This window comes from Alteromonas sp. (assembly GCF_984505615.1).
This window is the reverse complement of the sequence record NZ_CFHOXV010000008.1, coordinates 73,518-99,062: the sequence shown is the minus strand read 5'-3', so window position 1 is coordinate 99,062 and position 25,545 is coordinate 73,518. Positions and strand designations below refer to the sequence as shown.

The following is a 25,545-nucleotide window of genomic DNA, read 5'->3' as shown; positions in this document are numbered from 1 at the left end:
TTATCGATACCATAGAGCAATGTGCGGAAAAACATAAGCATGTCTCCCTGATGCTTATCGATGTGGTACGTTTTTCCGACGTGACTACCAGTCTTGGTATCAATGTCGCAGACCAGTTTTTGCTGGAAATCGCGAACCGGATCATTCTGCTCTTTGATGAACCCCTGCGTTTCGGCCGCATCAGCGGTGATGTTTTCGGTATTATTTTTCCTGACAAAATCAAACAGAAAGAACTCCGTGCTACGTTTGAGCATATCGTCGAACACTTCAAAACCCCTATGCATCACGGCAATCATGCTTTTATTGCTGATTTTAATGTCGGGGCGGTCAGTGGTAAGCAGGATAAGTTCGATATTACTGCGTTTGTTTCCCGTGCAGAGGCTGCCCTCAAGCAGGCGAAAGAAAATAAGTATGAAAACTTCCATGTTATGTCCATGGATGAAAAAGCGGAGACAGGACGGAGCCTTGCACTGAAAGCCGATCTCAAGCGGGCACTGCAACAAAATGAGCTGGAACTGTATTTCCAGCCTCAGGTTGATCTGAATACGCTGCAAATTACCGGTGCAGAATGTTTATTACGCTGGAATCATCCGCTGGACGGTGTGTTGTTTCCGGGTCCGCTGATTGAAGCCGCAGAATCCTACAACATGATGAATGAACTGGCTTACTGGACCTTCGAACAGGCATTTCAGAACATGGTGAAACTGGATGCGCAGGGCCTGAACGTTTCATTGTCAGTGAACATTTCGCCGACACAGCTGTACGACAGTAAACTCATTCCCGCGCTGGTCCGTCTCAGAGATAAATACACACTGGATCTCAGCCGTTTTGAACTGGAATTGACAGAAGACGTCGCCCTTTCGAACTCATTGATGGTGAAAAAGCAACTGCATGAGCTGGGTGCTCTGGGTATCGGCATTGCGGTGGATGATTTCGGAAAAGGCTACTCCAACCTGGCGTTTATCCGGGAACTTAATATTGATGCTCTCAAGATTGATAAGTCATTTGTGATGGAACTGGGGGACAACCCGGTGAACCGTGCCATTATTGAAGCGGCTAAAATTATCGGCAAAGCAAAAAATTGCCAGGTGATTGCAGAAGGGGTGGAAACAACAGAACAGCTGCATACCTTAAGAGAAATAGGCATTCTGACAGGCCAGGGGTATCTGTTTTCCCGCGCTGTACCACTTAATGAATTTATCAGTCTTGCCCACCAGGATATTATGATTGGCGACTCTCCTTTACGCAGGATGCTGGTGTAAACCGGTCAGGTTTGGCTTTTTAGCTGCACAATAGATAGAATCCTGCGGTATTAATTGCATAAACGACAGGATATCCATGCGTACCCGCTTGCTCGCCCACGGCGATTTTCTCAATCTCTCCCGTTTTTCTTCTGATATTGTTGAACCTCAGACTTTGCAACTTGAAAACGGTGTGCGTGTTCACATCATTGCGCCAGGCATTGTCGCTTTTTACCCTCAAACGCTTAATGCTGACAGTAAATACATTGTGCTCTCCTCCGGCGTTCACGGCAATGAAACCGCCCCCGTTGAAATCTGTGATGACATGGTAAAACGCCTGTTTACCGGTTCTCTTGTACCAGCGCATGCGGTGCTGTTTCAATTCGGGAACCTGGATGCCATGGCCATTGCGAAACGCTTCACCGAAGAAAATATGAACCGGCTGTTTTGTGGCGCGCATTCAGCCGGAGAAGGGCTTGTGAATGATGAGCGTATCAGAGCGAAGCAACTTGAAGATACCATGGCGGCATTCTTCGCTGATGCCGGAGATAACGCTGAGATACTGCACTATGATTTGCACACCGCTATCCGTGAATCTAAAAACGAAAAATTCGCAGTGTATCCGTTCCTCCATGGCAAACCCTATAGCCGTGAGCAACTGTCGTTTATGAAGGCCTGTGGTGTAAAAACGATTTTACTTTCAGAGTCTCCGACCACCACCTACAGCTATCACTCGTCACTGAATCACGGCGCCCATTCGTTTACCGTTGAGCTTGGAAAAGTGCAGCCCTTTGGTCAGAACGACATGGCGCGGTTTGAAGAGGCGAGAAATGCGCTTATCTCGCTGGTGTGTGAGCAGCAAATATCATTGAATGACGATTTATCTGATATGGTGATTTACCGGGTTAATCAGGTGATCAATAAGCAGGCTGACGATTTTGTACTGCATTTTGCAGACGATACACCCAATTTCATGGATTTTGCAGAAGGCGATAAGCTGGCATCTGAAACCGGCGCAGAATATTTTGCTGAACAGGACGGCGAAGCAGTGGTGTTTCCCAACGCCAATGTGGCTATCGGGCAGCGTGCTATTCTCACGGTCGTTCCGGCTTCACTGGAGTACATTAATGTTTAAACTCGATGAGCGCTTACAAAACGATACGGTGCTGGTAACCGATTTACCACTATGCCGCGTGCTGCTGATGAACGACAGTCAGTTTCCCTGGCTTATCCTCGTTCCCCGTATCGAAGGTCTGGCAGAGTTGCACGAGCTTGATGACCGGCAAATGCAGCAGTATGTGCAGGAGTCCCGCTTATGTTGTAAGGTATTATCCTCATTGTATGCGCCTTATAAACTGAACATTGCTGCACTGGGTAATGTGGTCAGGCAACTGCATATTCATCACCTTTGCCGTTATGAAGAGGATATCGCCTGGCCTGCGCCTGTGTGGGGAAGGCAGCCAGCTATACCTTATGGTGACAGTGAACTGGCAGCACGCATTGAGGCATTGAAAAACGCTTTTTCAACGGAGGAAAAAAGATGATTTTAACAACAACACCCGGTATTGAAGGTAAAACCATTTCGCAATATCACGGTATCGTCATCGGCGAGGCGGTCATGGGCGCGAACATTTTTAAAGATTTGTTTGCTTCAATCCGCGATATCGTAGGCGGGCGGTCAGGTTCCTATGAAGATGAGCTGACCAAAGCACGTAAAATGGCTTTCGCAGAGCTGGAACAGGAAGCCCGTGCCATGGGCGCAAATGCGGTTGTGGGTATTGATATCGACTATGAAGTTATCGGTGAAAAAGGCAGTATGCTGATGGTCAGTATCAGTGGCACTGCGATACGGATTAACGGGTAATAATGAGAAGAAGACGATTATTTGTCTTCTTCGTCATCCCATTTTCGCGGCGTGAAGTCTTTCGGAACTCTGAACTTTGACGACGACTTAAGCAGTAAAATGTTGCCGATGATAAAGCCGGCGGCCAGTAAAATGATGAGAATCAACCATCCGGTACTCATCTTATCCCCTTATTCAGTACATAACGCTCAAACAGTGAATCAATGCGTTTGAGCACTGCTTCTTTGCCTTCCATGTCTGCCTGTTTCAGGGCGTCTGCCAGCGCATCTGCGCGGCGTTGTTGTTCAAATGTGCTGGCTGTTGACGTGTGAGTCAGATGCCATAATTCCACAGCCACGCCGCCTCTGTCTTCCAGAAACGGCCGTGAAAAACCGAAGCGGTGCAGATTTTCATCCATCCAGCAGGCCAGTCCGAAGCAGGGACCGGATTCCCGGTATTCACTGTCTACCAGTTCGAAGGACTGTCCCCATTCATTCACTGCCTGTTTATCAAATACGTCAATATCTGATCCCCAGTGATGACGGCTGCCGCCGGGCAATGCTGACCAGGTCAGGATGGCATCAATTTTTTCATCATCTGACAGGGCGCTGTGATTGAGGGCCTTTCCCTGCGCGTCATACAAGGTGGCTTCACCACGCCATTTTTTGTTCCAGATAGCCAGCTGACGGGTAAAGTCACGGTGACTGCTGACCAGCTGACAATCGAGCCCTTCCTCCTGTGCGGCCCGCTGCAAAGCAAGCCATGGTTCTTTTACCTCACGGTGTATGGAGAACTTATCATCAAGAGGAACCAGAAACGGATTATCAATACCCAGCCATGCCGTCATACTCATGCCAGCAACCTGACCATGATGTCGTAATAAATATCAGTCAGCGTTTCCAGATCGGCCATCGATACGCATTCGTCGATTTTATGGATAGTGGCATTCACCGGACCCAGTTCAACGACCTGTGCGCCGGTAGGCGCTATAAAGCGGCCGTCAGAGGTGCCGCCGGCAGTGGATAATTCTGTTTCTCTGCCGGTCACGTGACTGATCGCTGCCTGTGTCGCCTCAACCAGATCCCCGGAGTCTGTCAGGAACGGCTGACCGTTAAAGGTCCAGTCGATATGGTAATCCAGTTCGTGGCCATCCAGAATGGTGGTGACCCGCTCAATTAATTCCCGGTCGGTGACTTCTGTTGAAAAGCGGAAGTTAAAACACACTTCACAGGTGCCCGGAATGACATTGCCTGCACCTGTTCCTGCATGAATATTGGAGATTTGAAAACTGGTGGGCGGGAAGAATTCGTTGCCGTTGTCCCAGTGTGCCTGACTCAGGCTGGCCAGCGCAGGAGCGGCATCGTGCACCGGGTTTTTAGCCAGATGAGGATACGCCACGTGACCCTGGATACCTTTTACTGTCATATCACCGGTAAGAGAACCACGGCGGCCGTTTTTCACCACATCTCCCACCTGTGAAGTGGAGGAGGGTTCGCCCACGATGCACCAGGTAATTTTCTCGTTCCGGGCTTCCAGCGTGTCGATAACGCGGGTGGTGCCGTTAATAAAAGGTCCTTCTTCATCACTGGTGATGAGGTAGGCGATGCTGCCTTTGTGATTTGGATAGTCAGCAACGAATCTGCGGGTAGCGACCATCATCGCTGCCAGACTGCCTTTCATATCTGCTGCACCGCGGCCATGCAGATAGCCGTCTTTTTCAGTGGCGATAAACGGCGGTGTTTGCCAGGCTGATTCCGGCCCGCTTGGCACAACGTCGGTATGACCGGCAAAGCACAAAAGGGGAGCTTCAGTGCCCCGTCGGGACCATAAATTCGTGGTATCGTCGAATACCATGGTTTCATGGTTGAAACCTGACTCGTCCAGCCAGGCTGTCATGTATTCCTGACAACCGGCATCTTCAGGTGTGACTGAGCGGCGGTTGATCAGGTTTTTGGCAACATCGATAACAGTACTCATCAGGCAAAAACCTCCTCATATTGAGCAGGTTTAAAAGCAAGATGGTAGCTGTTGTTGTGAATAAGCACCGGGCGTTTGATCATCGACGGATTTGCCAGTAACAGGCTCAGAGCCTTATCACGGGTTAAATCTGTTTTGTCTTCTTCCGGCAACTGACGAAAAGTAGTGCCCCGTTTATTCAGCAGGTTTTCCCAGCCCAGATGACTTTCTGTTTCTTTAAGCCAGGCTTCGTCCAGACCGTCTTTACGGTAATCGTGAAAAGTAAAAGGGATATTTTGCTGTTCAAGCCACTTTCTGGCTTTTTTGATGGTATCGCAGTTACTGATACCGTAAAGAGTAGTGCTCATAGTGTTCATCGTGATAATCCGTTGCCGGTCAGTCTAATTAACTGTGCTGGCCGGCGCAACCGGTGCAGGGGCAAACGGTCATGACAAAGCGTATATTTGCCTCATTTTTGCCAGCTCGTCGTTGCGTTTTGCAAAGGTTTCTGGCAATTTCCCATGCTCTTTTTTTGCGGACATTATTTTATGAACACCGGCTTATTGTCTGTTTTTATTCCCACCTTTTTCTTTGTCTCTGTGACGCCGGGTATGTGCATGACGCTGGCGATGACACTGGGCATGAGTATCGGCGTTAAGCGGGCACTGTGGATGATGCTGGGAGAACTGGCCGGCGTCGGTCTGGTGGCAACACTTTCTGCCGCCGGTGTGGCAGCACTGTTATTAAATTATCCGGATGTGTTCACCGTACTTAAATATGCCGGCGGGGTTTATCTGGCCTATACCGGCATACAAATGTGGATGTCACGGGGCAAAATGGCCATCAGCACTGACAGTGCGGCACAGGCCACGGAAAAAGCGTTAATTATGCAGGGTTTTATCACTGCCATTGCTAATCCTAAAGGGTGGGCATTTTTTGTTGCGCTGTTGCCACCGTTTCTTGATACCGGCTCACCGCTGGCAGCTCAGCTGGTCAGCCTGATTGCGATTATTCTCCTGCTCGAATTCACCTGCCTGCTGATTTATGCATCCGGTGGCCGCTCGTTGAGGTCGCTGTTGATGAAAAGCGGTAACGTCAGGTTGATGAACAGGATTGCCGGCACGCTGATGATCGGTGTCGGGATTTGGCTGGCAGCCGGCTAAATCGTCCATTCTTCAATACCTGCGGGGCAGCATTCAAGCACCGGATGACCGGTGCTACAGCAGACGCCGGGCATTGGACTTCACTTTTTTGTGAAAAGGCTGAACCAGCTTCTCTGTCATTTTCGTACCCGCTGCAGGTCCGTAGCGAAGCATCGCCTGTGCTGTGGTTTGCGGAATGAGTGCAGGGGTCATGGCATTACTGACAACTGCGGAAAAAATCTTTGTCTGAAAACGCAGGGATTCTGCCGTTACAGCCTGACAGGCACTGACCACGGCCTGTACCTTTTCTGTCCACATCTCATTCATTTCACGCACTTCGGATTTTTTTGCCGGGTACGACGTGGTGGTCATTTGCATTAACCGGGTGGCGATAACCTGAGGTGCCAGTGTCCACAGCTCAAATAATTGCATAGGTAAAGGTTGTTTCACGGTATTCTCCTGAGTGCTGCTTCTGATACGGCACAATTGAAGGTTGGTTCAAACTGAAAAGGGTTTAATATAGCCGGTGTAATCCACCATACTGAATTAACAGTACTAAGATGCAGAAAACTATGAACTTAACCGGGGGAGCAGGTATGCGGGTGATAGTCAGTATTATAGCCGTTTTATTATTAAGTGGCTGTGACAGAAATGAAGTTGGCGATGTATCGCTGGGTGTTTTCACCACCAAAGATATTAAGCTGGACGCCTTTACCGATCCTGTGGTCACCGGTGTGACTTGCCATGTCTCCAGTATTGAAGCCAATCTGGATTTCTCCGACCCGTCAGACAGTTCCATTGCCTGCCGTCAGACCGGCCCGATTACCCGTGAGATGATAGATAAAATCGACAAGGGAAAAGACGGCGATGTGCTGTTTACCAAGTCTAAAAGCATACTGTTTAAGTCAATGAAAATCCGGCGCATTCTCGACGCGGAAAACCAGACATTGATGTATCTGGCATATTCTACGAAAGAGACTTCCGGCAGTTTCAAACATAGTTTATCCACTGTGCCGCTGTGGGGTACGCAGGCTCATGTAGCTGCAGCAAACAGCAATGAAGGCGAGCGCTGATTTTCCGGTGCTTCACCTTTCCGGACATCTTTACAGATGCAGGGTTAGTAAAGAGTCATGTTGAAAATTCGCCACCTTAGCAAGCAATTCGGCGACGGCAATAAGCCTGTTATTGACGATCTCAATCTATCTCTCGACACCGGGCAGTCTGTCAGTATCCGCGGCGCGTCCGGTTCCGGCAAGTCTACATTACTCTCGTTGATTGCCGGTTTTGATGAACCGGACAGCGGCTCCATTACTGTTCACAACGTTATTCTGCCTTTTAAGGGCGAGAAGCAGGCTGACCGGTTTCGCAGAGAACACCTGGGAGTGGTTTTTCAAAGTTTCAATCTGCTGAGTTGTTTATCTGTTGAAGATAACATTGCCTTTACCGCCAGGTTAAAAGGCAATGTGGATCGTGATTATCAGCAGCACATTATGCAACGGCTTGGGATCAGCGCGCTGGCCGGTCAGTCTGCCGCCTTACTTTCAGGCGGTGAACAGCAACGGGTTGCCATTGCCCGTGCTCTCGTTCATAAACCTTCCCTCATTCTGGCAGATGAACCTACCGGCAATCTGGATGAAGACAACAGTGAGAAAGTATCTTCTGCTTTATACGCATTGTGCCGTGAGCTGAATACTACGCTGGTTGTGGTAACACACAGTAATGAAGTAGCCGCTCTCGCGCAGCGGCAATGCTGGTTACGTCACGGAAAGCTGGAAGACTGAGGCATGCACGGTTTGTTTCCGGTGCTGCACGTTTTTCTGAGAATGGCACTGACCCGGCCATGGCAGCCGTTGCTTATTCTCATGGCATTACTTGTCGCCACCGGCGGGCTCTCTGCCGTCTGGTTAATTAATGAAGGCGCAAGGCAGGGGGAGCTGGCTTCCGGTAGTCGCGGTTTTTTTGCTGCCGGTACGGTGTCGCCGCGCTCTGACGTTGAGCCGTTAACCAAACAAGACTATATCCGGTTAAGAAAGCAGGGGTTTACCGGACTGATTGGTATCAGTCAGCGGGATATTACACTTTCCTGCGGTGATAACGGGAACGACAGAAAGCAAAGTAAAAACGCAAAAACTGTCACCCTGACCGGTATTGATGAAACGGCCCTAATGTCGCTACCTGACAAGACTGTTCAGTCCCGCACATTCAACAGTGCTTCCGGTGGTTCTGCATTATTTGACTCCGGCAACCGGGGAAATTCATCAGGCATTGTCAGCTATGCTGCACCGGGGTTTATTACAGGCTTTACCTGTGACAATCAGGAACTGTACGGCGATGGGACGCCTGTCCGTCAGCCTGTCTCTGTGCAGGGGCTGCCGGAGGATATACTGGTAACTGGTCTGCAAAACTTTTACCGGAAAGAGATTACGCCTGACAACACTCCTCTGTCTGCGCTGATTGTTGCAGGCGACCCGGATGATCAACAAATCGCACAGCTAAAGTCTGCACTACCTGCTCATCTTACTTTTATACCGCCGCCGGTTCAGGCAGAAACCGGTACGTTGTCAGCCAGCTTCAGATTAAATTTGCAGGCCATGGGTATGCTCATGGCGGTAGTGGCTTTGTTCATCATTTTAAATGCACTCATGCTGATGTACCGCGCCAGGCTGGCAACGATTATACGGCTGAGGCAACTGGGTACAGCAAAGCAGACTTTACTCACGGCACTGTTTGCAGAACTTATTCTGTATTGTTTTATCGCCGCGCCGGCGGGCGTGTTTTGCGGGCTCGGGCTTACCAGAGGTTTGACTCCGGTGTTGCAGTCTGTGTTTGCCGGCCTGTTCGACGGGGTATTTATTTCACCTTCACCTTTTATTGTGCAGTTGGTGCTGCTGGCCTGGCTCATCAGCGTGATTGCGCTGGCGATCTTTTTTGCTATTCCGGTCAAACAGCTATCCGGTGCACTGTCTCTGCGCCGTTTCAGTGAGGGTCAGACAACACTGTCTGTTGCCGGACGCCTGTTTACTACAGTAATTGTCACTGGCATTGCGGCAGGTTTTGACTTTAGTGCCGGCAGTACGCTGACCGCGCTGGTGAGCACCGGCGCAGTGTTATTAAGTGGCTGTGTGCTGGTTATCCTGTGGTTGCCGGCGCTCACAGCAATGGTTTGTAAGCTGGTGCCGTCTTCAATGCCGGTATTGTCTTATGTGGCAGCGGGCACGCACCGACTTTCTGCAAAGAGTAAACTGGCAGTTTGTGCATTTTTTATCGCTCTCACCGCGAATACCGGCATGAATGTGATGACAGACAGTTTCAGGCAGGCCACTGAAGACTGGCTGATGCAGCGTTTGTCCGCACCGGCATACTTTTATTCAGACGCTCCGTCACCTCCGGAATTGATTGACGATGAGGTTCAAACCCGTTCAGTCTATGAAGGGCGGGGCATTATTCGTCTTAATGTACCTTCAACTGAAAGACGCCTGGCGGTTTCAGTGAAGAGTTTTCCGGTTGACGACATTGCCCGTAAAAGCCTTGCATTATATTCATCCGCTGAGCAGGCGTGGTCACAGTTTGTATCCAGGGAAGGGATTTTTGTTAATCAGCAACTGGCATTCCGGCTCAATATCAGGCCCGGCGACAGTGTGGTATTAAGCGACATTCAAACTGATGATGGCACCCTGGTCAGCCTCTCTGGCAAAACATCCGGTGACGCCTTTTTGATTGCCGGAATTTATCCGGACTATGGTAATCCTGAAGCGCAGCTTTTATTGCCCCTTCCGGCATTTTCACCGCCATCTGGGTATGCCGGACTTTCGGCGATTTATTACGATAATCAAGCACTCTCCGGGCATAAACCGGATTTGAGCAAACTGGCCAGTGCCGGAACACTGTATTTTACCGGTGAACTGATCACCCGTTCTATGGCCACCTTCGACCGTACTTTTGTCGTTACCGATGCGCTGAACGTGGCAACCCTGCTGGTGGCGGGTCTCGCTTTTGCCATTTCTGTCAGTGTGCTTACTCTTGATCTCCGGCCTGAACTGAATGTGCTGAGGGCCATGGGAGTTGGCCAGTGGCGGTTACGACTGGTACTGATATTCCAATATATGTTGCTGTGCTTGCTGGCTGGGTTAATGGCATTGCCGGCTGGTATTGTGCTGGCTCATGTATTTATCTTTCAGGTAAACCGGTACGCGTTCTACTGGGTTTATCCGCTGAATGTGTCGGTGGACGTTTTGCTGTCCGGTCTTATGCTTAGCATGGCTGTGGTGTTTATTATTCTGTTATTGCCTCTGGGCAAAATGAACGCAAAAGTGGATCTCAGGCAGGAGGAAGGACTGTGAGAAAGCGGGCTGCACTTGTGCTGATAATCAGTTTTGCGTTGTTTCTGGTCACCCTGCCGGCGTTTCAGCTGATAATCCGTTCCGGTGATTCAGGTGCTGAGGAGGACGGTGACACAGCGAAAGCCGGTGGCATTTTCAGTGGTCTGAATATGCCTGAAAGCCGGAAACTTCCTCAAAGTGCAACAGTCAGCGCTGACAGGCCTGTCGTTCTGCCTGATGATCATGGCAGTCACCCGGCATTTCGCCTCGAATGGTGGTATCTCACGTTTGTACTGGAAGACACACAACCTGAAGCCAGCTCCGGACCGGACGAATACGGGCTGCAATTCACACTCTTCAGATTCATTAATGACGGATATGATCCAAATAACTGGGCGGATAACCAATGGTGGATGGGGCATGCGTCTTTGCACAGTGCTGTCAGTCATGAGTTTGAAGAACGATTCGCTGCCGGTGGCACCGGTATGGCCGGTGTTACAACAGCACCGTTCAGTGCCTTTATTGACAACTGGCGTTGGCAGGCACAAGGGAATGCACTTACCCCGTCTGAGCTCAAATTCACCATAAACCGGCATACGGATATTACCCTCAGTCTGACCGCAAATGGTCCGTCCGTGCTTCACGGACAGCAGGGCTACAGCACCAAATCAGCCAGTGAGCAATACCGGTCTTATTACTACAGTCAGCCATTTATTCAGGCAAACGGGGTGATAAACAGTCACGGTGAAAAGACGGAAGTGACAGGGTCTGGCTGGTTCGATCATGAATGGAGCAGCCAGCTGGCCAGTGACGATGCCTTAGGCTGGGACTGGTTTTCACTGCATCTGGACAATGGTGATAAAGTGATGGCGTTCAGAATGCACGTTAACAATCTGGCCCCATATGTTACCGGCACCTATATTTTTTCTGACGGACGCTCTGAAACCTTGTCGCAGCATGATCTATCCCTGGTTCCGGACGGAGCCGAAACCTTCCATGGCCTTACAGCTCAGGTTCGCTGGAATATGAAGATCCCGTCAAAAAATCTTGATCTGATTATCAGTCCCTTTAAAACCGGACAGTGGAACGAAGGACGCTTTTCCTACTATGAAGGCAGGGTGAATGTAGAAGGTACACATTCAGGGCAGGGATTTATGGAATTAACGGGGCAAAACCCGTAAATTAGATTATTCGTTAATCATAACTGAAATACGATGTCTGTAAAACGAACTGAGTCTCAAGGTGTCCTGCGTAAACTCTACTGGCACATTTTCAACTACATCGCCGCCGTCAGGCTGAAAAAAAACGACCTCGATCCCAGAGTTATCCACGCGCATCTTATTACCGTGTTGTGCACCGGTGTTCTTATGTGGGCTTATGTCGCAGTGTCGTTCATTTTTATGAGCAGCACTACCCCCAAGGTTATCAGCCTCGTTGCATCCATCGTGCACCTGATCAGTCCGTTATTTTACCGGTTCTCTAACCGCGTCTTTTTAATTTCTAACATCATGTTGCTGGCAGGTATGAGCCACCAACTGGTTTCAGCGTTTTATTCTGGGGGATTCAACAGCTATATTTTGATCTGGTTCGGGATTTTGCCAAGCCTGGCGGGGATCATCTCCGGTATGCGTGGGTTGGTGCTTTGGGCAACACTTACCACCAGCGTATGCCTGGTGCTGCTTCTCATGGACATTAATGGCTTTAATTTCCCGGGCAGTGGTGACGGTATCATGTCGCCGGTTTTCCAGTCGCTGATGGTGTTCGGCTGGATATTTATCAACACCACCATGATGTATGCTCATCTGATCATGCAGCAACGATACGAACGGAAACTGTCTGCCCAGAACGCTAACATCAGTATGTTACTGAAGGTACTGACTCACGACATGAGCACGCCGGTAGCCAGTATCAATGCAGCCAGCTGGGCGCTGAAAACCCGGCAGGGGGCTCCGGAACATTATATTGATAATATTGATGTTGCCTGCCAGTCACTGACCGATATGACAAAGCGTGTTCAGCAAATGTATTTGCTGGCCAATGAATCCCTTGAAATCAAAAAGCAACCCTGTAGCCTGGTTGATTGTGTCGGCCTGTTATCATCGTTGTTTGAGATGAAACTGCAGCATAAATCCCTCACGTTTACCTATGACGAAGAGAAGTTATCGAAAATCCGGATTAACGTGGATCCCGGTTTGTTTACCCATCAGGTCATGGCTAATTTGCTGTCCAACGCAGTGAAGTTTTCCTATCACAACGGCACCATCAGACTGGATGCAGAAGAGAAGGGCGATACCGTTGCTATTACTCTGGAAGACGAAGGAACCGGCATTGAGGGAGAAAAACTTGCCCGCTTGTTCACCGTGGAAAAGAACGTGTCTTCTATGGGAACAGAGTCTGAGTTGGGCATTGGCTACGGACTGAATATTGTGAAAACCTTTGTCACCAGTTTCGGTGGAAAGATCACCGCCGAATCGCCGCCATCGGGACGGACAGTACAAACACCTTTTAAAGGCACCCGCTTCACAATAACTCTGCCGGCGGGCTGAAAAGACCACACCGGCAGTGTTTGCTTAAGGTTTGTTACCACGCCAGCGCGGTTGCTTCACGTTTTATTCCTGTCGCGTAAAAGTTACACAATTTCCACTATTCATCATTAATGCAGTCGTCATCTCATTACCGGATTCTTTTCTTCAATGTTTTTTAACTCATTGTAAGTATTAGCTTTAATGACTTGCCCAGATAGGGCTGTCCGCTATTTCCCCATTTGGCATTTACCGTGCATCTGTTAAATATGCACTGCGTAAGCAGCGTACTTTATGTTCAGTCAGCGGAGGTCACTATGACGATCAATCAGTTACCAGCTACAGCACTCGAAGAGCTTGAGGCCAGAAGACGGGCTGAAGAGCGGGGCGTGAGTGAGCCGTCGTCAGTTGTCTCTCCTGCTGAGCGGGCTGAAGAGGTCCGGAACAGCGAGCGCGAGGCGGATGAACGTCAGCAGGAAATACGCCGCGAAGAGCGACTGGAACAGGAGTATCGTCAGGAAGCGCTGCAGGAAGAGCGTCAGCGTGAAGCATACAGGCGCGAGGAGCGCACAGCAGTGATTGAAGAACGCCAGCTCCGGCGGGAAGAGGACAGGGAAGCGTTGTTGCGTGAAATAGAAGCACGTCGTGAAGAAAGAAGGCAGGAAGCGTTGCTTCAGGAAGAGCGCCTGGCCTCGTTGCAGGAAGAACAGGTTCAACTCAGAGAGCAACGTTTACAGCTGCAGCAACAGTCGCAGACCCGGCAACAGGAAGCGTCAGAGCAAGCTGATATTGAGAGTTCGCAGGCGGATGAGCCGGCATCACAGGAAGAAATTAACGAAACGATTCAGTTACTCCGGGCTGAGGTGGCCGTGCTGCGTCAGTTGCAGAACATCCGCGACAATGAGCAGGTTTCGCAAGATTTACAGGAAGCTTCACAGGCCCTTGAACAGCAAACCGGCAGAGCAGCCAACCAGCTTCAGACCGGTGCCAACCGGCTGGGCAATTTCATTGATTCGGTGAGCTGATGAATTCGAGCGGGCATCAGGGAAACCGCAGAAAGTGAAGACATTCTGCGGTTTTCAAACCGTCAGTCCCGGCAATTCAATTAAGACTTACGCATCCGCTTGCTTTGTGCAGCGCGTTTTTCGTTACGCTTTTCTTTTCTGTCGTGTTTGTCAGGGGTGGCTGAGCCATCTTTAAAGCGTTGTTTCCGGGCGGCTTTCTTCGCCGCTTTTTTCGCCTCGGCTTCTGCGATTTCTATCTTCTCTTTTTCCAGCATAGCGGGCGTTTCGAGTGTGATCCGGCCCAGTTTTCCGGCTTGTAATTCGGTGAGGAGTATTTCGCAGATCTTATGCAGGTTCACACGGCCACCTGTCATGATTGCACCACGCTTGCGGGCGGCATCTTCGAGAAATTCAATCTCTGTCTCTGCTATTTCATCCAGCTTAAAGCGGTCTTTCAGTACGTCCGGATACGCTTTGATCAGATAGTCGGCGGCGTAAAAGCCCACGTCATCAAACTCCATTGCGGTATTCTTAACCGCGCCGGATGCAGCCAGCCGGTAAATGGAATTCGGGTTTTCCTGCTTTGGCCACAGTACCCCCGGGGTATCGAACAGAATAATGCCGCTGCCCAGATTGATCCTTTGCTGGGTTTTAGTCACCGCCGGTTCATTACCGGTTTTAGCAATCACTCTGTCAGCCAGAATGTTAATCAGCGTGGATTTACCCACATTAGGGATACCGGTGATCATGGCGTGAATGGCTTTACCAGGGCCGGCTTTCTGAGGAAACATGTCTTTCAGCATACTCAAAATGTGCTTAGTGTTTCCCGGCTCTCCCGTATTGGTGGTGATGGTGCGCACGCCCCGTTCACTTTCAAGGTAAGCCTGCCATTCCGCGGTCAGTTCAGGATCGGCCAGATCGAACTTATTGAGGATTTTCAGGCAGGGCTTATCCCCACGAATTTTAGCGATTTCGGGATTTTCGCTGGAGTAGGGGATGCGGGCATCCAGTACTTCAATGAGCACATCAACCTGAGATAAGGTTTCTTTTATTTCTTTCAGGGCCTTGTGCATGTGCCCCGGGAACCAGTGTAACGCCACGATATTCTTTCATTCAGCCGGATTTGGCCGTAGTTTACTTCATTTCTGTACAAAATGCGGTGTTATTCAACGGGTCATCAGAAGGGGCGGGACGGGAAAAGCCCGTGAATGGTCAGATAAATGAATGTTCGCGGTAAGTCCCTGTGGTCTTTACCGCGAACAGTGAGTGCACAAAGCGGCGCGGATCAGAAATACGCTTTCTTTACCGAGTCATGAATGACAATAAGTGCCGCCTGTATATCGTCTATCAGTTGATGCAGCGCATCCTGTTTCAGATCTCTGGTTTCAAGCTCCATGAGCATGGCAGATATTTCTTTGACCTTGCTGGTGATGTCCTGCGGTTCAGGTAGTTCCGACAGACATTTTTCCACCTGGCCCAGAGAATGGTTAATGCTACGGGGAAAGGACTTCCGCTTTAACAGAAATTCCAGTATGTCAGCCCGCTGAACCCGTAAGCGCATTTCCTGCCGGTATACCTGATAGGCCGATAAAGACTTCAGTACACCCATCCACTGAATGTTTTCAAACGCAGAGTGTTCTTCTGACACATCAGGGAGCAATGACGCAGACCGTACATCGATGATTCGGGTGGTCATATCACAACGCTCAAGATGCCTGCCAAGTCGCAGGAAGGCATAAGCCTGATCGCGGTTCATGGTGCCGCCGACAAGACCGGTGATTGTCTGGTTACCTTTTATTATTTTGTTTAAACAGGTGAAACGGTGACGACGGGTCAGCACGCTCTGGCTGTCAGCCTTCGCCTGCAAATGGACGTTATTGATTTCCTCCCAGGCTTCAGACGGAATGATTTCCCGCACAATGCGCGCATTTTCCCGTGCTGATGCCAGCGAGTTTATGATAGAACCGGGATTACTGGTGTCGGTTACCATAAAACGGATAACACTTTTTTCATCAGCCGTTTCATAGTTTGCATAGAAACTCTCGCGAATGGAAAGCATATCCACAATCGGTTCCCAGCCCAACGTAACACTTCTGGGTAAATCCAGTAACAGGTGAGTATTTACCTGAATCAGGCGCGCAGTATTCTCAGCCCGTTCAAGATAACGGGCCATCCAGTAAAGATGATTGGCAACACGTGACAGCATCTTATTCGTCCTCCATGTCAACAATCCAGGTATCTTTACTTCCTCCGCCCTGGGAGGAATTCACAACAGTAGACCCTTTTCGCATTGCCACCCGGGTCAAACCGCCTGTGGTAACAGAAATATCACTGCCGGATAAAATAAACGGACGCAAATCAAGGTGCCTTGCTTCGGCTTTATTATCGATTAATGTGGGCGCTGTAGACAGCAACAGCATAGGTTGTGCAACATAATTGCGGGGGTCGCGGCGAATGAGCCTGACAAACTTTTCCCGTTCTGCTTTGGTTGCATGAGGCCCGATTAACATGCCGTAACCGCCGGACTCGTTGGCGGGCTTAACCACCATCTCATCAATGTGTTCGATGACGTAGTCACGCTCATCTTTGTTAATGCATTTGTAAGTAGGCACGTTTGGCAGCAGGGGTTCTTCATCCAGATAAAAGCGGATGATGTCAGGCACAAAGGCGTAAACCACTTTGTCGTCTGCCACACCGGCGCCGGGCGCATTCGCTAGTCCCACATTACCTGCCTTCCAGGCGCGCATCAGCCCGGGCACACCAAGCATGGAGTCTTCACGGAACACTTCAGGGTCGAGAAACGCATCGTCGATACGGCGGTAAATGACATCTACCCTGGCCAGCCCTTCCACTGTGCGCATATAAACAATATCGTCGTCGCCCACTACAAGATCGCTGCCTACCACCAGTTCTGCACCCATTTGCTGGGCCAGATAGGCGTGCTCAAAATACGCTGAATTATAGATACCCGGGGTGAGTACAACGATTTCTGGTTGCTTCGTTTTGCGGGGAGAAAGCTGACACAGCATGTCGTAAAGTTCTGACGGATAATCATCTACCGGCAGGATGTTGTACTTTTCAAACATGTCAGGAAAAACCCGTTTCATAACATGACGGTTTTCCAGCATATAAGAGACGCCGGAAGGCACCCGCAGGTTATCTTCCAGCACATAAACGGTACCGTGCTGATCACGGACTAAATCTGAGCCGCAAATATGTGCCCACACACCGTGTTTCGGTTTCACGCCAAGGCATTCCGGAAGGAAGTTCTTTGACTGAGTAAGAATGTCTTCGGGAACGATACCGGCATCAAGAATTTTCTGCTCGTTATACAAATCGTCGATAAACATATTCAGCGCTTTTACCCGCTGCTTCAGGCCAAGCTCAATTTGTGACCATTCTTTTTTATCGATGATGCGGGGAATAATATCGAATGGCCAGGCCCGGTCGATGGAGCCTTCCTCCTCGGTATAAACGGTAAAGGTGATCCCCATCACGTGGATTGCCGTGCTGGCGGCCACCTTATATTCCTCGATATCTTTGTCGGATAAGTCTCTTAAATAAGAGCACAATGATTTTGCTGCCTCTCTTGGCTTATTACGGCCTTGAATCAGCTCGTCATAAAACGGGCCGGTAGCATAATTTCCCCATCTGATTGCCATGGCCTGATCCTTCATTTTTTGGTGTTTTATTTATACTCATATAATCGTGTTTCTGACCAAAAATCAATCGCTAATATGTCAATTTAGTGACAAGATTTTGATTGCGTATCTTGCGCCGGGCATGCATGCTTAGCCCCATGCTATATTGTGTTTTATCACTTTTGAGAAAGGTGAATTGTGACTTATTGTCTTGCTATAAAAGTAAACAAGGGACTGGTGTTTGCTTCTGATTCCCGTACCAATGCGGGTGTGGACTACATTGCGACGTACAGCAAAATGTGGCGTTTTTGCTGGCCCGGCGAACGTTCTATTGTGTTACTGACGTCCGGAAGTCTGGCAACGTCTCAGGCGGTGGTGAATGCCATCAAGCGTGATCTGGAAAATCCGGAAGCCAAATTTAATTTGCGCGCAGGAAAACATCTTCATGAACTGGCAGAATACGTTGGTAAGCTGAGTCAGGCAGAGCAGAAGCAACATGCCGAAGCCATGGAAAGATCAGGCAGCAGTAATGAGTCTAATTTTATCATTGGCGGTCAAATCGCTGGTCAGCCTCACGAAATTTTTCTGATTTATCCGCAGGGCAATTACATTTCTGCGTCAGACGATACGCCGTATCTGCAAATTGGTGAGAACAAGTATGGCAAGCCTATTCTGGACAGAATTTTATCCGGTGCCACGTCGCTGGAAGATGCTGCCCGCTGTGCCATCGTATCGCTGGATTCCACCATCCGCAGTAATATTTCGGTGGGGCCGCCGGTGGAGCTGGCTATGCTGACAGCAAATCAGGTGGAAGCGCCGTATCATCAAACGTTTACCCTGAACAGCCCCATGTATAAATCCATGCAAAAGCAATGGACTCAGGGGCTGAAGCGCACGTTCAACCGCTTACCCCGTTTTGAATGGGAAAAGAAAGCGGAAACAGGGTCTGCACAAAAATAATCTTAAAGCCGCTGATGCAATAAGTCGTGTATGAACGATAATTTTTCAAGCGCGGGGTAGGATATGACAAACGGATACGCGTCATCCTGCCCCATGCTGCGGTTCAGGGCATTTAACACTGTGGTCAGCCTGCACCAGTCTTCAAATATTCGCTGGAAATCCGTTTCACTCGCACGCCGGTAGGTTTCTGCCAGCGGGTTACCCAGGCGGTTCTGCAAAATATTGATGCTGTATTCGGTAGCAGTTTCCAGCGTGTCCACAATGTGCAGATAGTGCGCCCAGCTCTCAGCCCAGTCTTCCCAGGGATGCATGCTGGCATAGGCGCTTATCCATGACGACTGCCAGCCCTGAACCGGCCCGTTGGCGTAATAGATCTGCATTGATTTGGTGTAATCCTGTCGTTCATCGCCGAACAGGCTTCTGAATTTTTCCAGATGAGGGGAGTTCTGGATCAGCGTATCCCAGTAATAATGCCCGGACTCATGGCGGAAATGACCGATAAGTGTCCGGTAGCGCTCATTCATCTGTTCACGCATTTTAAGACGTGAAGCGTCTTCTGCCTCTTTGAGGTTTAAGGTGATAACGCCGTTACAATGCCCGGTGATGACCGTTGATTTTACAGTGAGCTCTTCGCCATATTCGTCTTCCTCCGTTTCATCCTCAAGAAAGCGGAAGCGAAGTTCGTTTGCGTTTTCAACACCGTGTTTCCACACGTCCAGTCCCAGTTTACTTAAGGTATAAATTAACTGGCGCTTGGCCTGCTCCATACGGAACCACAATGACAGGTTGTCCGGTTTGGAGAGATCCGGAATGGTTTCCGTTAACTGACAGGACTCGCACAGCGAATGGTCCTGTTCTGCAGGAATCAGCCAGTTACATACCTGATACTCACTGTAGTTGGTACAGGGGCGGTACGCTTTACCGTTCAGACAACTTATCCAGTAACCGTTGTCATCAATTTCACAGGCAGATAATGTCATTTCCTGACTGATGAAGCCCACCGGCCGCTGGCAGGACAAACAAGTTGAGTTGGCGAAATACAGAGTGTTGCCACATTCGCACTGGTAGTTCTTCACGGTTAAACCTGACTAAACGAGCTGTATAAAATGTATAGCATGTTTACGCGAATAAAGATTGCACGGCTATGAAATAATTCCTGTTTGAGACAGATTAAATGTAAACGTAGATCAACGGATCTTCGGGGGCCATGAACTGACGGTTATGACTATGTACCACGGCTTTACATTTTTCGCCGTTCATCACACAGCACACACCGTTCAGTGGCAGGCCCTGTTGTTTAAGCCATTGCGGTTGAAAAGACATCAGCGGTTGTCCGGCTTTAATTTTCTTACCGGCTTTTACAAGACGCATGCAACGCTCGCCCATTAGTGTGTGGCCTGCCGGCAGCAGGTTAATGTGCAGTCTGAGACCGTGACGGGTTTTAATGGTGACCGCATAGCCGGTTTCGGGAATACTTTCTATCAGGCAGTCTGCCGGTGCGTACAAAGTATGTCCGGCGTAGGTAAATGCCAGTGCCGGGCCCCACATACCGGCGGCATAAAGCGGTGCATCAATCGACGCCAACTCCGTACGGGTGCCGTTAAGCGGCGCACGCAGAATAATTTCGCGGTTGAACGAGGCCGGTTTTTCAGAAGTAAAATTCATGCAGGGATGCCGCTATTGTCCGACGATGGTGTAGCCATCCTCCTGCAGTGCAGTAACGGCGTCATGCAGTTTGTCCGCTTTGACCAGGAAAAAATCCGTGTCGAATGTAGAGACAATAAACATACTGACTTTGGCTTTTGCCAGCACTGTGCCCAGGTTCGCCATGATCCCTACCATGGACAATTCGAGGGGACCTAATAATTCAAGCGCCCGCCAGCCTTTATCAGATTCCAGTGACACAAGATTAACAGAGGAGGGCACGACAACTGACAAGGTATCTTCCGTCTTGCCAATGAAAAATAAATCACTGTTCAATACCGGAGCCGGGATGGCGGAATTAGGGTCGAAGGCATGGATAGTAAATTCACCGTCAATGACGGCTAACGTCTGCTTTTTCATTATCTGATGTCGTCCGGAACATGTCATATTATTAAATCATCATACTTGAATAACTTCTACGTGTTATCCACTTTATCTGTGGATAAGTTTGTTGAGTAGTATGTGTGTGAATTGTAACTACATGATATTGCTTGATAAAAAATACTGGTTAAACAATGGTCAGTGGATAACTATTGCCATAGTTCAAGCATTTTCCACAAGCTGTGTCTACCTTTGTGTGAAAAAAATATTGGAAAAAACAGGGTTTTCTTTAAGCTGTGTGTATTGACACTTCATATTTAGTCTGGAGCAAATCATGAGCGACTCAGCAGGTGACTGGCGGGATTTAACAGTAGCAGATGCAGTGGAAACCAGCATCTTTTATGAAAAGGTACTGGGATGGCAAAAAGAGCCGCTGGACATGGGCGGCTACAATGACTTTGTTATGAAAGATGCAGACGGACAGGTAAAAGGTGGTATTTGTCACCGGAAAGGCCCGAATCAGGATGTGCCCGCAGGTTGGATCCCGTACTTTACCACCGGTGAGTTTGATGAAGCTTTATCGCAGGTTACGGCATGTGGCGGGGAGCAACTCACTGCCGTAAGAACACACGGTACGGCAAGGTTTGTGTATATTAAAGATCCCTCCGGCGCTTGTTTCGCACTTTACAGCGATGTCAGCGGGTCATAATTCAGCAAAGGATTTTGCAGTCATGACATGACCGCCATCAACTGCTAAAGTACTCACAAATAAAAAGAAGTGAAGGGATAACACGTTGACTGCGCCACTGAATATTTACGCTGGCCCGGGCGCACTGGCCACATTAAAAGAGCACGGTTTCTATCCGCTGCTGTTCAATTACTTCCTCGGCGCGTCCGGCGGGCCTAAATGGTTCGTACTGGCGGGCCTGGATCGGGTGCTGTTCCCGGAATGGTTCGATGAACGGGGAGGGCAGGTGCAGGTGATTGGCTCATCTGCCGGGGCATTCAGAGCTGCATGTGCTGTCCAGAGAGATCCACTGGCGGCCATCAACCGGCTGGCACACCATTATTCACACACTGTGTATTCTGCCAAACCGTCGGCAAATGAAATTACCGTTAAAGCCCGTGAACTCATCAGCCATGTGCTGGGTGAAGAGGGTATTGACGATATTCTGCTGAACCATCGTTTTAAGGCGCATATTTTCGCTGTACGCTGCCACCGTGCTATGGCATCTCGGGGGCGCATTACTCAGTTCCATGGCCTCGCCATGAGTGCTGCTGCCAACGCCGTTTCAAGACGTGGTCTTAACCGCTTTTATACCCGCCATATTTTTTCCGCACCGGACAGCGATTTTACTATTCACGATCCGTACAACCTGAACACTGAACGGACAGAACTGAGTATTGTGAATACCCGGGATGCGTTACTGGCATCCGGCTCTATTCCTCTGGTGCTGGAAGGGGTAGAGAAAATCGTTGATGCACCTGAAGGGGTGTACAGGGACGGCGGTATCACCGACTATCATTTTGACTTGTCTTTCGGTCCCCGGGAAGGGCTGGTGCTTTATCCGCATTTTTATGACAAGCCGGTACCGGGCTGGTTTGATAAAGGCCTGAAAAGACGGGTACCACACCGCAGCAGTTACGATAATGTGGTGATGCTCGTACCGTCGGCAGAATTTGTTTCATCTTTACCTTACGGCAAAATCCCTGACAGAAAAGATTTCGATGCCCTTGACCCGCAAACCCGCATCAAATACTGGCAAACCGTGCTTAGCGAGACCGACAGGCTGGGCGAGTATTTTATGGATATTACTGCCAAGGGGAAAATCATGGATGAAATCAAGCCACTGCCTTTTCCAATGCTGAACGGATAAATAATTAAAACCGATTGACGGTCGGTTTTGTCTGTGGCAATTTATAGAAGATTATCTCTATTCAGGATTGAACGTGCAAATTGGTGAATTAGAAAAACGTGTTTTACAGTATTTGTGGTCTCATAAAGAAGCCGATGCCAAACAAGTTCATGCGGTACTTTCCAGAGAGCGTGAGGGCAGTTTGAATACGGTGCAAAGCACGTTGGATCGCCTCTACAAAAAAGGGTTACTGTCCCGGGACAAGCGTGGACATGCTTTTACGTATTTCCCGAAGGTCGCCAGAGAAGATTTAATAGCACAACTTATTTCCGATGTTACCGGCGATTTTGTCAGAGAGGGTGAAAGCAGCCTGATAGCGGCCTTTACATCTGCCTCAGATGAACTCGAAGATGCGCAACTTGAAGAACTTGAACGTTTGATCGTTCAGGCACGCGCCAAACGCCAGCAGACAAAAAATTAATTTAACTTTCAGAAGGTAGAGAAATGCGAGTTTTCTCACGTTTGGGATTACATAAAAAACCGATTGTAAGTCGGTTTTTGTTGTCCGGCTTATTGTTACTGAGTCAAAGCGTTTCCGCTCAGACTCATGAAAATGTCACTCCGGTCAATTTGCAGGATGCAATTAGAAAAGCGGTATCACATCATCCGGAACTTAAAAAATACACTGCACAGGCAGTTTTCAGGGAGGGTCAGATTCTGCAGGCAGAGACCGGAGAATTACCGCAGGTTGGTTTGATGATCGAGGACGGGTTCGGCTACGGTGAACACCGGCTTTTAAATAGTGCTCAGACGACGTTGTCAATTTCCTGGGTCATGCAGCAGCATCTGATAAATGCAAAAGTAAACAACCTCTCCGTTCAGGCAAAGCAGGATGCCATTGATGAGCAGATAGCTCTCCTTGATTTGTCTGCTGCAACTGCCCGGAGGTTTATTGAACTGCTTGTCGGAAATGAACGGCTTAAACTGAACAAGATGGCATTGCAACAGGCCAGTGACACTAAAGCCGAAATAGACAAACGTGTTGCTGCAGGAAGCAGTTCTGTCATTGAACAACAATTAGCTATTGCAGAGGTGATGCAGAAATCACTGGCCCTGGAGGACTCTGAGCATCAACTTAAAACCGCTTCTTATGCATTGAGTAATCTGTGGGGGCAACCTTCAACTTATGTTGCTGCTGATGGTGACCTTTCTGAGTTACCGGCAGTGACATCTGTTTCAAATCAAATGGACGCAGTTAAGAATAACCCCGCTCTGGTGGCGATCCTTCAAGCTCAGCGCGTAGCTGTGTCCCAAATTGAATTAGCTCAGGCGGAGCAAAAAAATCAGTGGCAGTTTAATGCGGGTGTCAGGCGCTATGAAACCACGGATGATTTTGGCTTTGTCGCCGGCGTATCTGTGCCTTTTGGCGCTGCATCTAAAAATGCGGGATTAATCAAATCTTTAAAAGCTCAGCAGGATGTACTGGAGTATGACAAGGCAGCGTTGCTAAAAGAGCTTGATACAACATTGTTCGATTTGCTTCAGGAATTGAAGCATGGCCGTCATGTGATTCAGTCAATAGGTCAGGACATCATTCCCGCGCTGGAACTTGCCTCAGAGAATGCCACTACAGCATTCGAAAAAGGGCAGCTTTCCTACCTCCAATGGAATGAAGTACGTCAGTCCTTACTTGATGCACAATTTCAACTTCTGGATGAATATCAGAACGTTCAGCTACTTCATGTAGAGTTTCAACGACTAACAGGTGCAGCAATTTCACAATGAAAACATTAAACCGTATCCGTATTTTTTTAAAAAATTCTGTATTCGTTGCTGCGATAAGCTTCGCCACGTTTCAGATCCCTGCCGTATTTGCTATGGCTGAAGAGGCGCAGGCTGCCGCCGAACCGGAAAAGGGTCCTCACCGGGGCAGAATGTTGCGCGAGGGCGACCTGGCGCTTGAACTGTCAATCTTTGAAACGGGAGTGCCACCTGAGTTTCGTGTCTGGTTTACTGATGACGGAAAGCCAGTTTCACCGGCCGATGTTAAGGTGAACGTTAAACTCACCCGGCTCGGTGATGTGGTAGATAACATTAACTTTTACCGTGAAGGCGATTTCCTCCGTGGTGATATGACAATTTATGAACCTCACTCTTTCTTCGTGGCTGTGGAGGCTGTCTATCAGGGCAAAACGTTACGCTGGGCTTACGAAAATTATGAAGGCCGCACTACCATTGAAGCCAAAGTGGCTGAAGCAATGGGCATTGAAACTGAAATCGCCGGGGCACAAACCATTCACCAGTCAATTCCTGTCTATGGCGAACTCGCGGTTCCTGATGAAGGACGGTATAACATTTCTGCACGGTTTGAAGGGCAGATCAGTAAAGTGCTTGTTGCCCGCGGGGAGCGGGTGAAAAAAGGACAGGCGCTGATGACTATCGAAAGTAACGAAAGTCTTAAACCTTATACCGTTTATTCACCCGCTAATGGTGTCGTCACAAAACGAACAGTGAATCCGGGAGAACAAACAGCGAACAGAACGCTGCTGGAGATTACAGATACCTCCACAATGATTGCCAGAATAGCTGTATATCCTGAAGATTACCGCAAAGTGAAGAAAGGCAGCGCTGTAAGCCTGACTGTTGTAGGGAGTGATTCAGAAATAAACGGGCAGTTACTTTGGGCTGAACATTCGGTCAGTCAGGAACAGGCACAAATATGGTGGGTGCGTGTGCCCAATAACGACGAAAATTTCAAAGCGGGTAGTTTCGTTCACGGCCGCATTGAAGTGGCAACCTTCGACGTGCCTCTTGCTGTTAAACGAAGCGGTTTACAGGCATTCAGAGACTTTACCGTGGTCTATGCGAAAGTAGGGCAGCAATATGAAGTACGTATGCTCGAACTTGGCAGACAGGGAGAAGAGTGGATTGAGGTGCTGGGCGGCTTAGAACCCGGCACCGTATATGTAACTGAAAACAGTTATGTACTTAAAGCTGATATTGAGAAGTCAGGCGCTTCTCACGACCACTAGGAGT

28 protein-coding genes are annotated in these 25,545 nt (G+C 49.1%); 17 read left to right on the top strand and 11 right to left on the bottom strand.

The window, feature by feature from the left end; all coding sequences use genetic code 11:
- The first annotated feature begins 2 nt into the window (after positions 1 to 2).
- The 4 genes from AC4PME_RS07625 to AC4PME_RS07610 all read left to right on the top strand — a co-directional run bounded on the left by AC4PME_RS07625 (position 3) and on the right by AC4PME_RS07610 (position 3,105).
- Positions 3 to 1,262 (top strand): putative bifunctional diguanylate cyclase/phosphodiesterase, encoded by a 1,260-nt coding sequence (locus AC4PME_RS07625; RefSeq protein WP_491529541.1) that lies wholly within the window; start codon positions 3 to 5, stop codon positions 1,260 to 1,262.
- 76 nt (positions 1,263 to 1,338) lie between these two features.
- Positions 1,339 to 2,376: a succinylglutamate desuccinylase gene (gene astE / locus AC4PME_RS07620; protein ID WP_491045631.1), complete on the top strand. Its 1,038-nt coding sequence runs from the start codon at positions 1,339 to 1,341 to the stop codon at positions 2,374 to 2,376.
- Positions 2,369 to 2,785 carry an HIT domain-containing protein gene (locus tag AC4PME_RS07615; protein ID WP_491045630.1) on the top strand — a complete coding sequence of 139 codons (417 nt, stop codon included), beginning with the start codon at positions 2,369 to 2,371 and terminating at the stop codon, positions 2,783 to 2,785. The genes astE and AC4PME_RS07615 overlap by 8 nt, the downstream gene beginning before the upstream one ends.
- Positions 2,782 to 3,105, top strand: coding sequence for a heavy metal-binding domain-containing protein (locus AC4PME_RS07610; RefSeq protein WP_491045629.1), 324 nt, complete (start codon positions 2,782 to 2,784; stop codon positions 3,103 to 3,105). Before AC4PME_RS07615 ends, AC4PME_RS07610 begins: the two co-directional genes overlap by 4 nt.
- 17 nt (positions 3,106 to 3,122) lie before the next feature.
- Here AC4PME_RS07610 and AC4PME_RS07605 read toward each other — a convergent pair whose 3' ends face one another.
- From AC4PME_RS07605 to AC4PME_RS07590, 4 genes are read right to left on the bottom strand one after another with little or no spacing between them, the layout of a single operon-like run.
- On the bottom strand, positions 3,123 to 3,266 hold the full coding sequence (locus AC4PME_RS07605; RefSeq protein WP_119501727.1) for a DUF2897 family protein: 144 nt from the start codon (positions 3,264 to 3,266) through the stop codon (positions 3,123 to 3,125).
- Positions 3,263 to 3,937, bottom strand: coding sequence for a M15 family metallopeptidase (locus AC4PME_RS07600; RefSeq protein WP_491045628.1), 675 nt, complete (start codon positions 3,935 to 3,937; stop codon positions 3,263 to 3,265). The genes AC4PME_RS07605 and AC4PME_RS07600 overlap by 4 nt, the downstream gene beginning before the upstream one ends.
- Complete coding sequence (gene dapE, locus AC4PME_RS07595; protein ID WP_491045627.1) at positions 3,934 to 5,061, bottom strand: succinyl-diaminopimelate desuccinylase; 1,128 nt, start codon at positions 5,059 to 5,061, stop codon at positions 3,934 to 3,936. Before dapE ends, AC4PME_RS07600 begins: the two co-directional genes overlap by 4 nt.
- A complete protein-coding gene (locus AC4PME_RS07590; RefSeq protein WP_491045663.1) occupies positions 5,061 to 5,408 on the bottom strand; it encodes an ArsC family reductase in 348 nt (115 codons plus the stop codon). Before AC4PME_RS07590 ends, dapE begins: the two co-directional genes overlap by 1 nt.
- A gap of 180 nt (positions 5,409 to 5,588) precedes the next feature.
- Here AC4PME_RS07590 and AC4PME_RS07585 point away from each other — a divergent pair, with 180 nt between their 5' ends.
- Positions 5,589 to 6,203 carry a LysE family translocator gene (locus AC4PME_RS07585; RefSeq protein WP_119501723.1) on the top strand — a complete coding sequence of 205 codons (615 nt, stop codon included), beginning with the start codon at positions 5,589 to 5,591 and terminating at the stop codon, positions 6,201 to 6,203.
- A 54-nt stretch (positions 6,204 to 6,257) separates the two neighbouring features.
- Here the strand turns inward: AC4PME_RS07585 and AC4PME_RS07580 are convergent, their stop codons facing one another.
- The gene (locus AC4PME_RS07580) at positions 6,258 to 6,632 is read right to left on the bottom strand and encodes a hypothetical protein (RefSeq protein ID WP_491045626.1); all 375 of its coding nucleotides are present in this window, start codon (positions 6,630 to 6,632) and stop codon (positions 6,258 to 6,260) included.
- 146 nt (positions 6,633 to 6,778) lie between these two features.
- On the opposite strand from AC4PME_RS07580, the gene AC4PME_RS07575 reads away from it, so the two are divergent.
- The 6 genes from AC4PME_RS07575 to AC4PME_RS07550 all read left to right on the top strand — a co-directional run bounded on the left by AC4PME_RS07575 (position 6,779) and on the right by AC4PME_RS07550 (position 14,048).
- Positions 6,779 to 7,255, top strand: a complete 477-nt coding sequence (locus tag AC4PME_RS07575; protein WP_491045662.1) for a CreA family protein — start codon at positions 6,779 to 6,781, stop codon at positions 7,253 to 7,255.
- A gap of 57 nt (positions 7,256 to 7,312) precedes the next feature.
- Positions 7,313 to 7,963, top strand: coding sequence for an ABC transporter ATP-binding protein (locus AC4PME_RS07570; protein WP_491045625.1), 651 nt, complete (start codon positions 7,313 to 7,315; stop codon positions 7,961 to 7,963).
- Positions 7,964 to 7,966: 3 nt separating this feature from the next.
- The gene (locus AC4PME_RS07565) at positions 7,967 to 10,522 is read left to right on the top strand and encodes an ABC transporter permease (protein WP_491045624.1); all 2,556 of its coding nucleotides are present in this window, start codon (positions 7,967 to 7,969) and stop codon (positions 10,520 to 10,522) included.
- On the top strand, positions 10,519 to 11,682 hold the full coding sequence (locus AC4PME_RS07560; protein WP_491045623.1) for a lipocalin-like domain-containing protein: 1,164 nt from the start codon (positions 10,519 to 10,521) through the stop codon (positions 11,680 to 11,682). The genes AC4PME_RS07565 and AC4PME_RS07560 overlap by 4 nt, the downstream gene beginning before the upstream one ends.
- A 33-nt stretch (positions 11,683 to 11,715) precedes the next feature.
- Positions 11,716 to 13,047 carry a sensor histidine kinase gene (locus AC4PME_RS07555; protein WP_491045622.1) on the top strand — a complete coding sequence of 444 codons (1,332 nt, stop codon included), beginning with the start codon at positions 11,716 to 11,718 and terminating at the stop codon, positions 13,045 to 13,047.
- A 293-nt stretch (positions 13,048 to 13,340) separates the two neighbouring features.
- A complete protein-coding gene (locus tag AC4PME_RS07550) occupies positions 13,341 to 14,048 on the top strand; it encodes a hypothetical protein (protein ID WP_491045621.1) in 708 nt (235 codons plus the stop codon).
- 80 nt (positions 14,049 to 14,128) lie between these two features.
- Here the strand turns inward: AC4PME_RS07550 and ylqF are convergent, their stop codons facing one another.
- From ylqF to AC4PME_RS07535, 3 genes are all read right to left on the bottom strand, one after another.
- Positions 14,129 to 15,127 (bottom strand): ribosome biogenesis GTPase YlqF, encoded by a 999-nt coding sequence (gene ylqF, locus AC4PME_RS07545; protein ID WP_490709467.1) that lies wholly within the window; start codon positions 15,125 to 15,127, stop codon positions 14,129 to 14,131.
- Between the two features lie 185 nt (positions 15,128 to 15,312).
- On the bottom strand, positions 15,313 to 16,233 hold the full coding sequence (locus tag AC4PME_RS07540; RefSeq protein ID WP_491045620.1) for an alpha-E domain-containing protein: 921 nt from the start codon (positions 16,231 to 16,233) through the stop codon (positions 15,313 to 15,315).
- Position 16,234: 1 nt separating this feature from the next.
- A complete protein-coding gene (locus AC4PME_RS07535; protein WP_119501705.1) occupies positions 16,235 to 17,689 on the bottom strand; it encodes a circularly permuted type 2 ATP-grasp protein in 1,455 nt (484 codons plus the stop codon).
- Between the two features lie 177 nt (positions 17,690 to 17,866).
- On the opposite strand from AC4PME_RS07535, the gene AC4PME_RS07530 reads away from it, so the two are divergent.
- Entirely contained in the window at positions 17,867 to 18,628 is a 762-nt protein-coding gene (locus AC4PME_RS07530) for a proteasome-type protease (protein WP_119501704.1), read from the top strand.
- Positions 18,629 to 18,630: 2 nt separating this feature from the next.
- Here the strand turns inward: AC4PME_RS07530 and AC4PME_RS07525 are convergent, their stop codons facing one another.
- From AC4PME_RS07525 to AC4PME_RS07515, 3 genes are all read right to left on the bottom strand, one after another.
- A complete protein-coding gene (locus AC4PME_RS07525) occupies positions 18,631 to 19,704 on the bottom strand; it encodes a zinc-binding metallopeptidase family protein (RefSeq protein WP_491045619.1) in 1,074 nt (357 codons plus the stop codon).
- Positions 19,705 to 19,798: 94 nt separating this feature from the next.
- Entirely contained in the window at positions 19,799 to 20,293 is a 495-nt protein-coding gene (locus AC4PME_RS07520) for a PTS glucose transporter subunit IIA (protein ID WP_491045618.1), read from the bottom strand.
- Between the two features lie 12 nt (positions 20,294 to 20,305).
- Positions 20,306 to 20,692 carry an ACT domain-containing protein gene (locus tag AC4PME_RS07515; protein ID WP_119501701.1) on the bottom strand — a complete coding sequence of 129 codons (387 nt, stop codon included), beginning with the start codon at positions 20,690 to 20,692 and terminating at the stop codon, positions 20,306 to 20,308.
- 295 nt (positions 20,693 to 20,987) lie between these two features.
- Here AC4PME_RS07515 and AC4PME_RS07510 point away from each other — a divergent pair, with 295 nt between their 5' ends.
- From AC4PME_RS07510 to AC4PME_RS07490, 5 genes are all read left to right on the top strand, one after another.
- Positions 20,988 to 21,362: a VOC family protein gene (locus tag AC4PME_RS07510; RefSeq protein WP_491045617.1), complete on the top strand. Its 375-nt coding sequence runs from the start codon at positions 20,988 to 20,990 to the stop codon at positions 21,360 to 21,362.
- Between the two features lie 85 nt (positions 21,363 to 21,447).
- Positions 21,448 to 22,530: a patatin-like phospholipase family protein gene (locus AC4PME_RS07505; RefSeq protein ID WP_491045616.1), complete on the top strand. Its 1,083-nt coding sequence runs from the start codon at positions 21,448 to 21,450 to the stop codon at positions 22,528 to 22,530.
- 73 nt (positions 22,531 to 22,603) lie between these two features.
- The gene (locus AC4PME_RS07500) at positions 22,604 to 22,990 is read left to right on the top strand and encodes a BlaI/MecI/CopY family transcriptional regulator (RefSeq protein ID WP_491045615.1); all 387 of its coding nucleotides are present in this window, start codon (positions 22,604 to 22,606) and stop codon (positions 22,988 to 22,990) included.
- 149 nt (positions 22,991 to 23,139) lie between these two features.
- The gene (locus AC4PME_RS07495; RefSeq protein WP_491045614.1) at positions 23,140 to 24,294 is read left to right on the top strand and encodes a TolC family protein; all 1,155 of its coding nucleotides are present in this window, start codon (positions 23,140 to 23,142) and stop codon (positions 24,292 to 24,294) included.
- Positions 24,291 to 25,541, top strand: a complete 1,251-nt coding sequence (locus AC4PME_RS07490; protein ID WP_491045613.1) for an efflux RND transporter periplasmic adaptor subunit — start codon at positions 24,291 to 24,293, stop codon at positions 25,539 to 25,541. Before AC4PME_RS07495 ends, AC4PME_RS07490 begins: the two co-directional genes overlap by 4 nt.
- Positions 25,542 to 25,545: the final 4 nt, after the last annotated feature.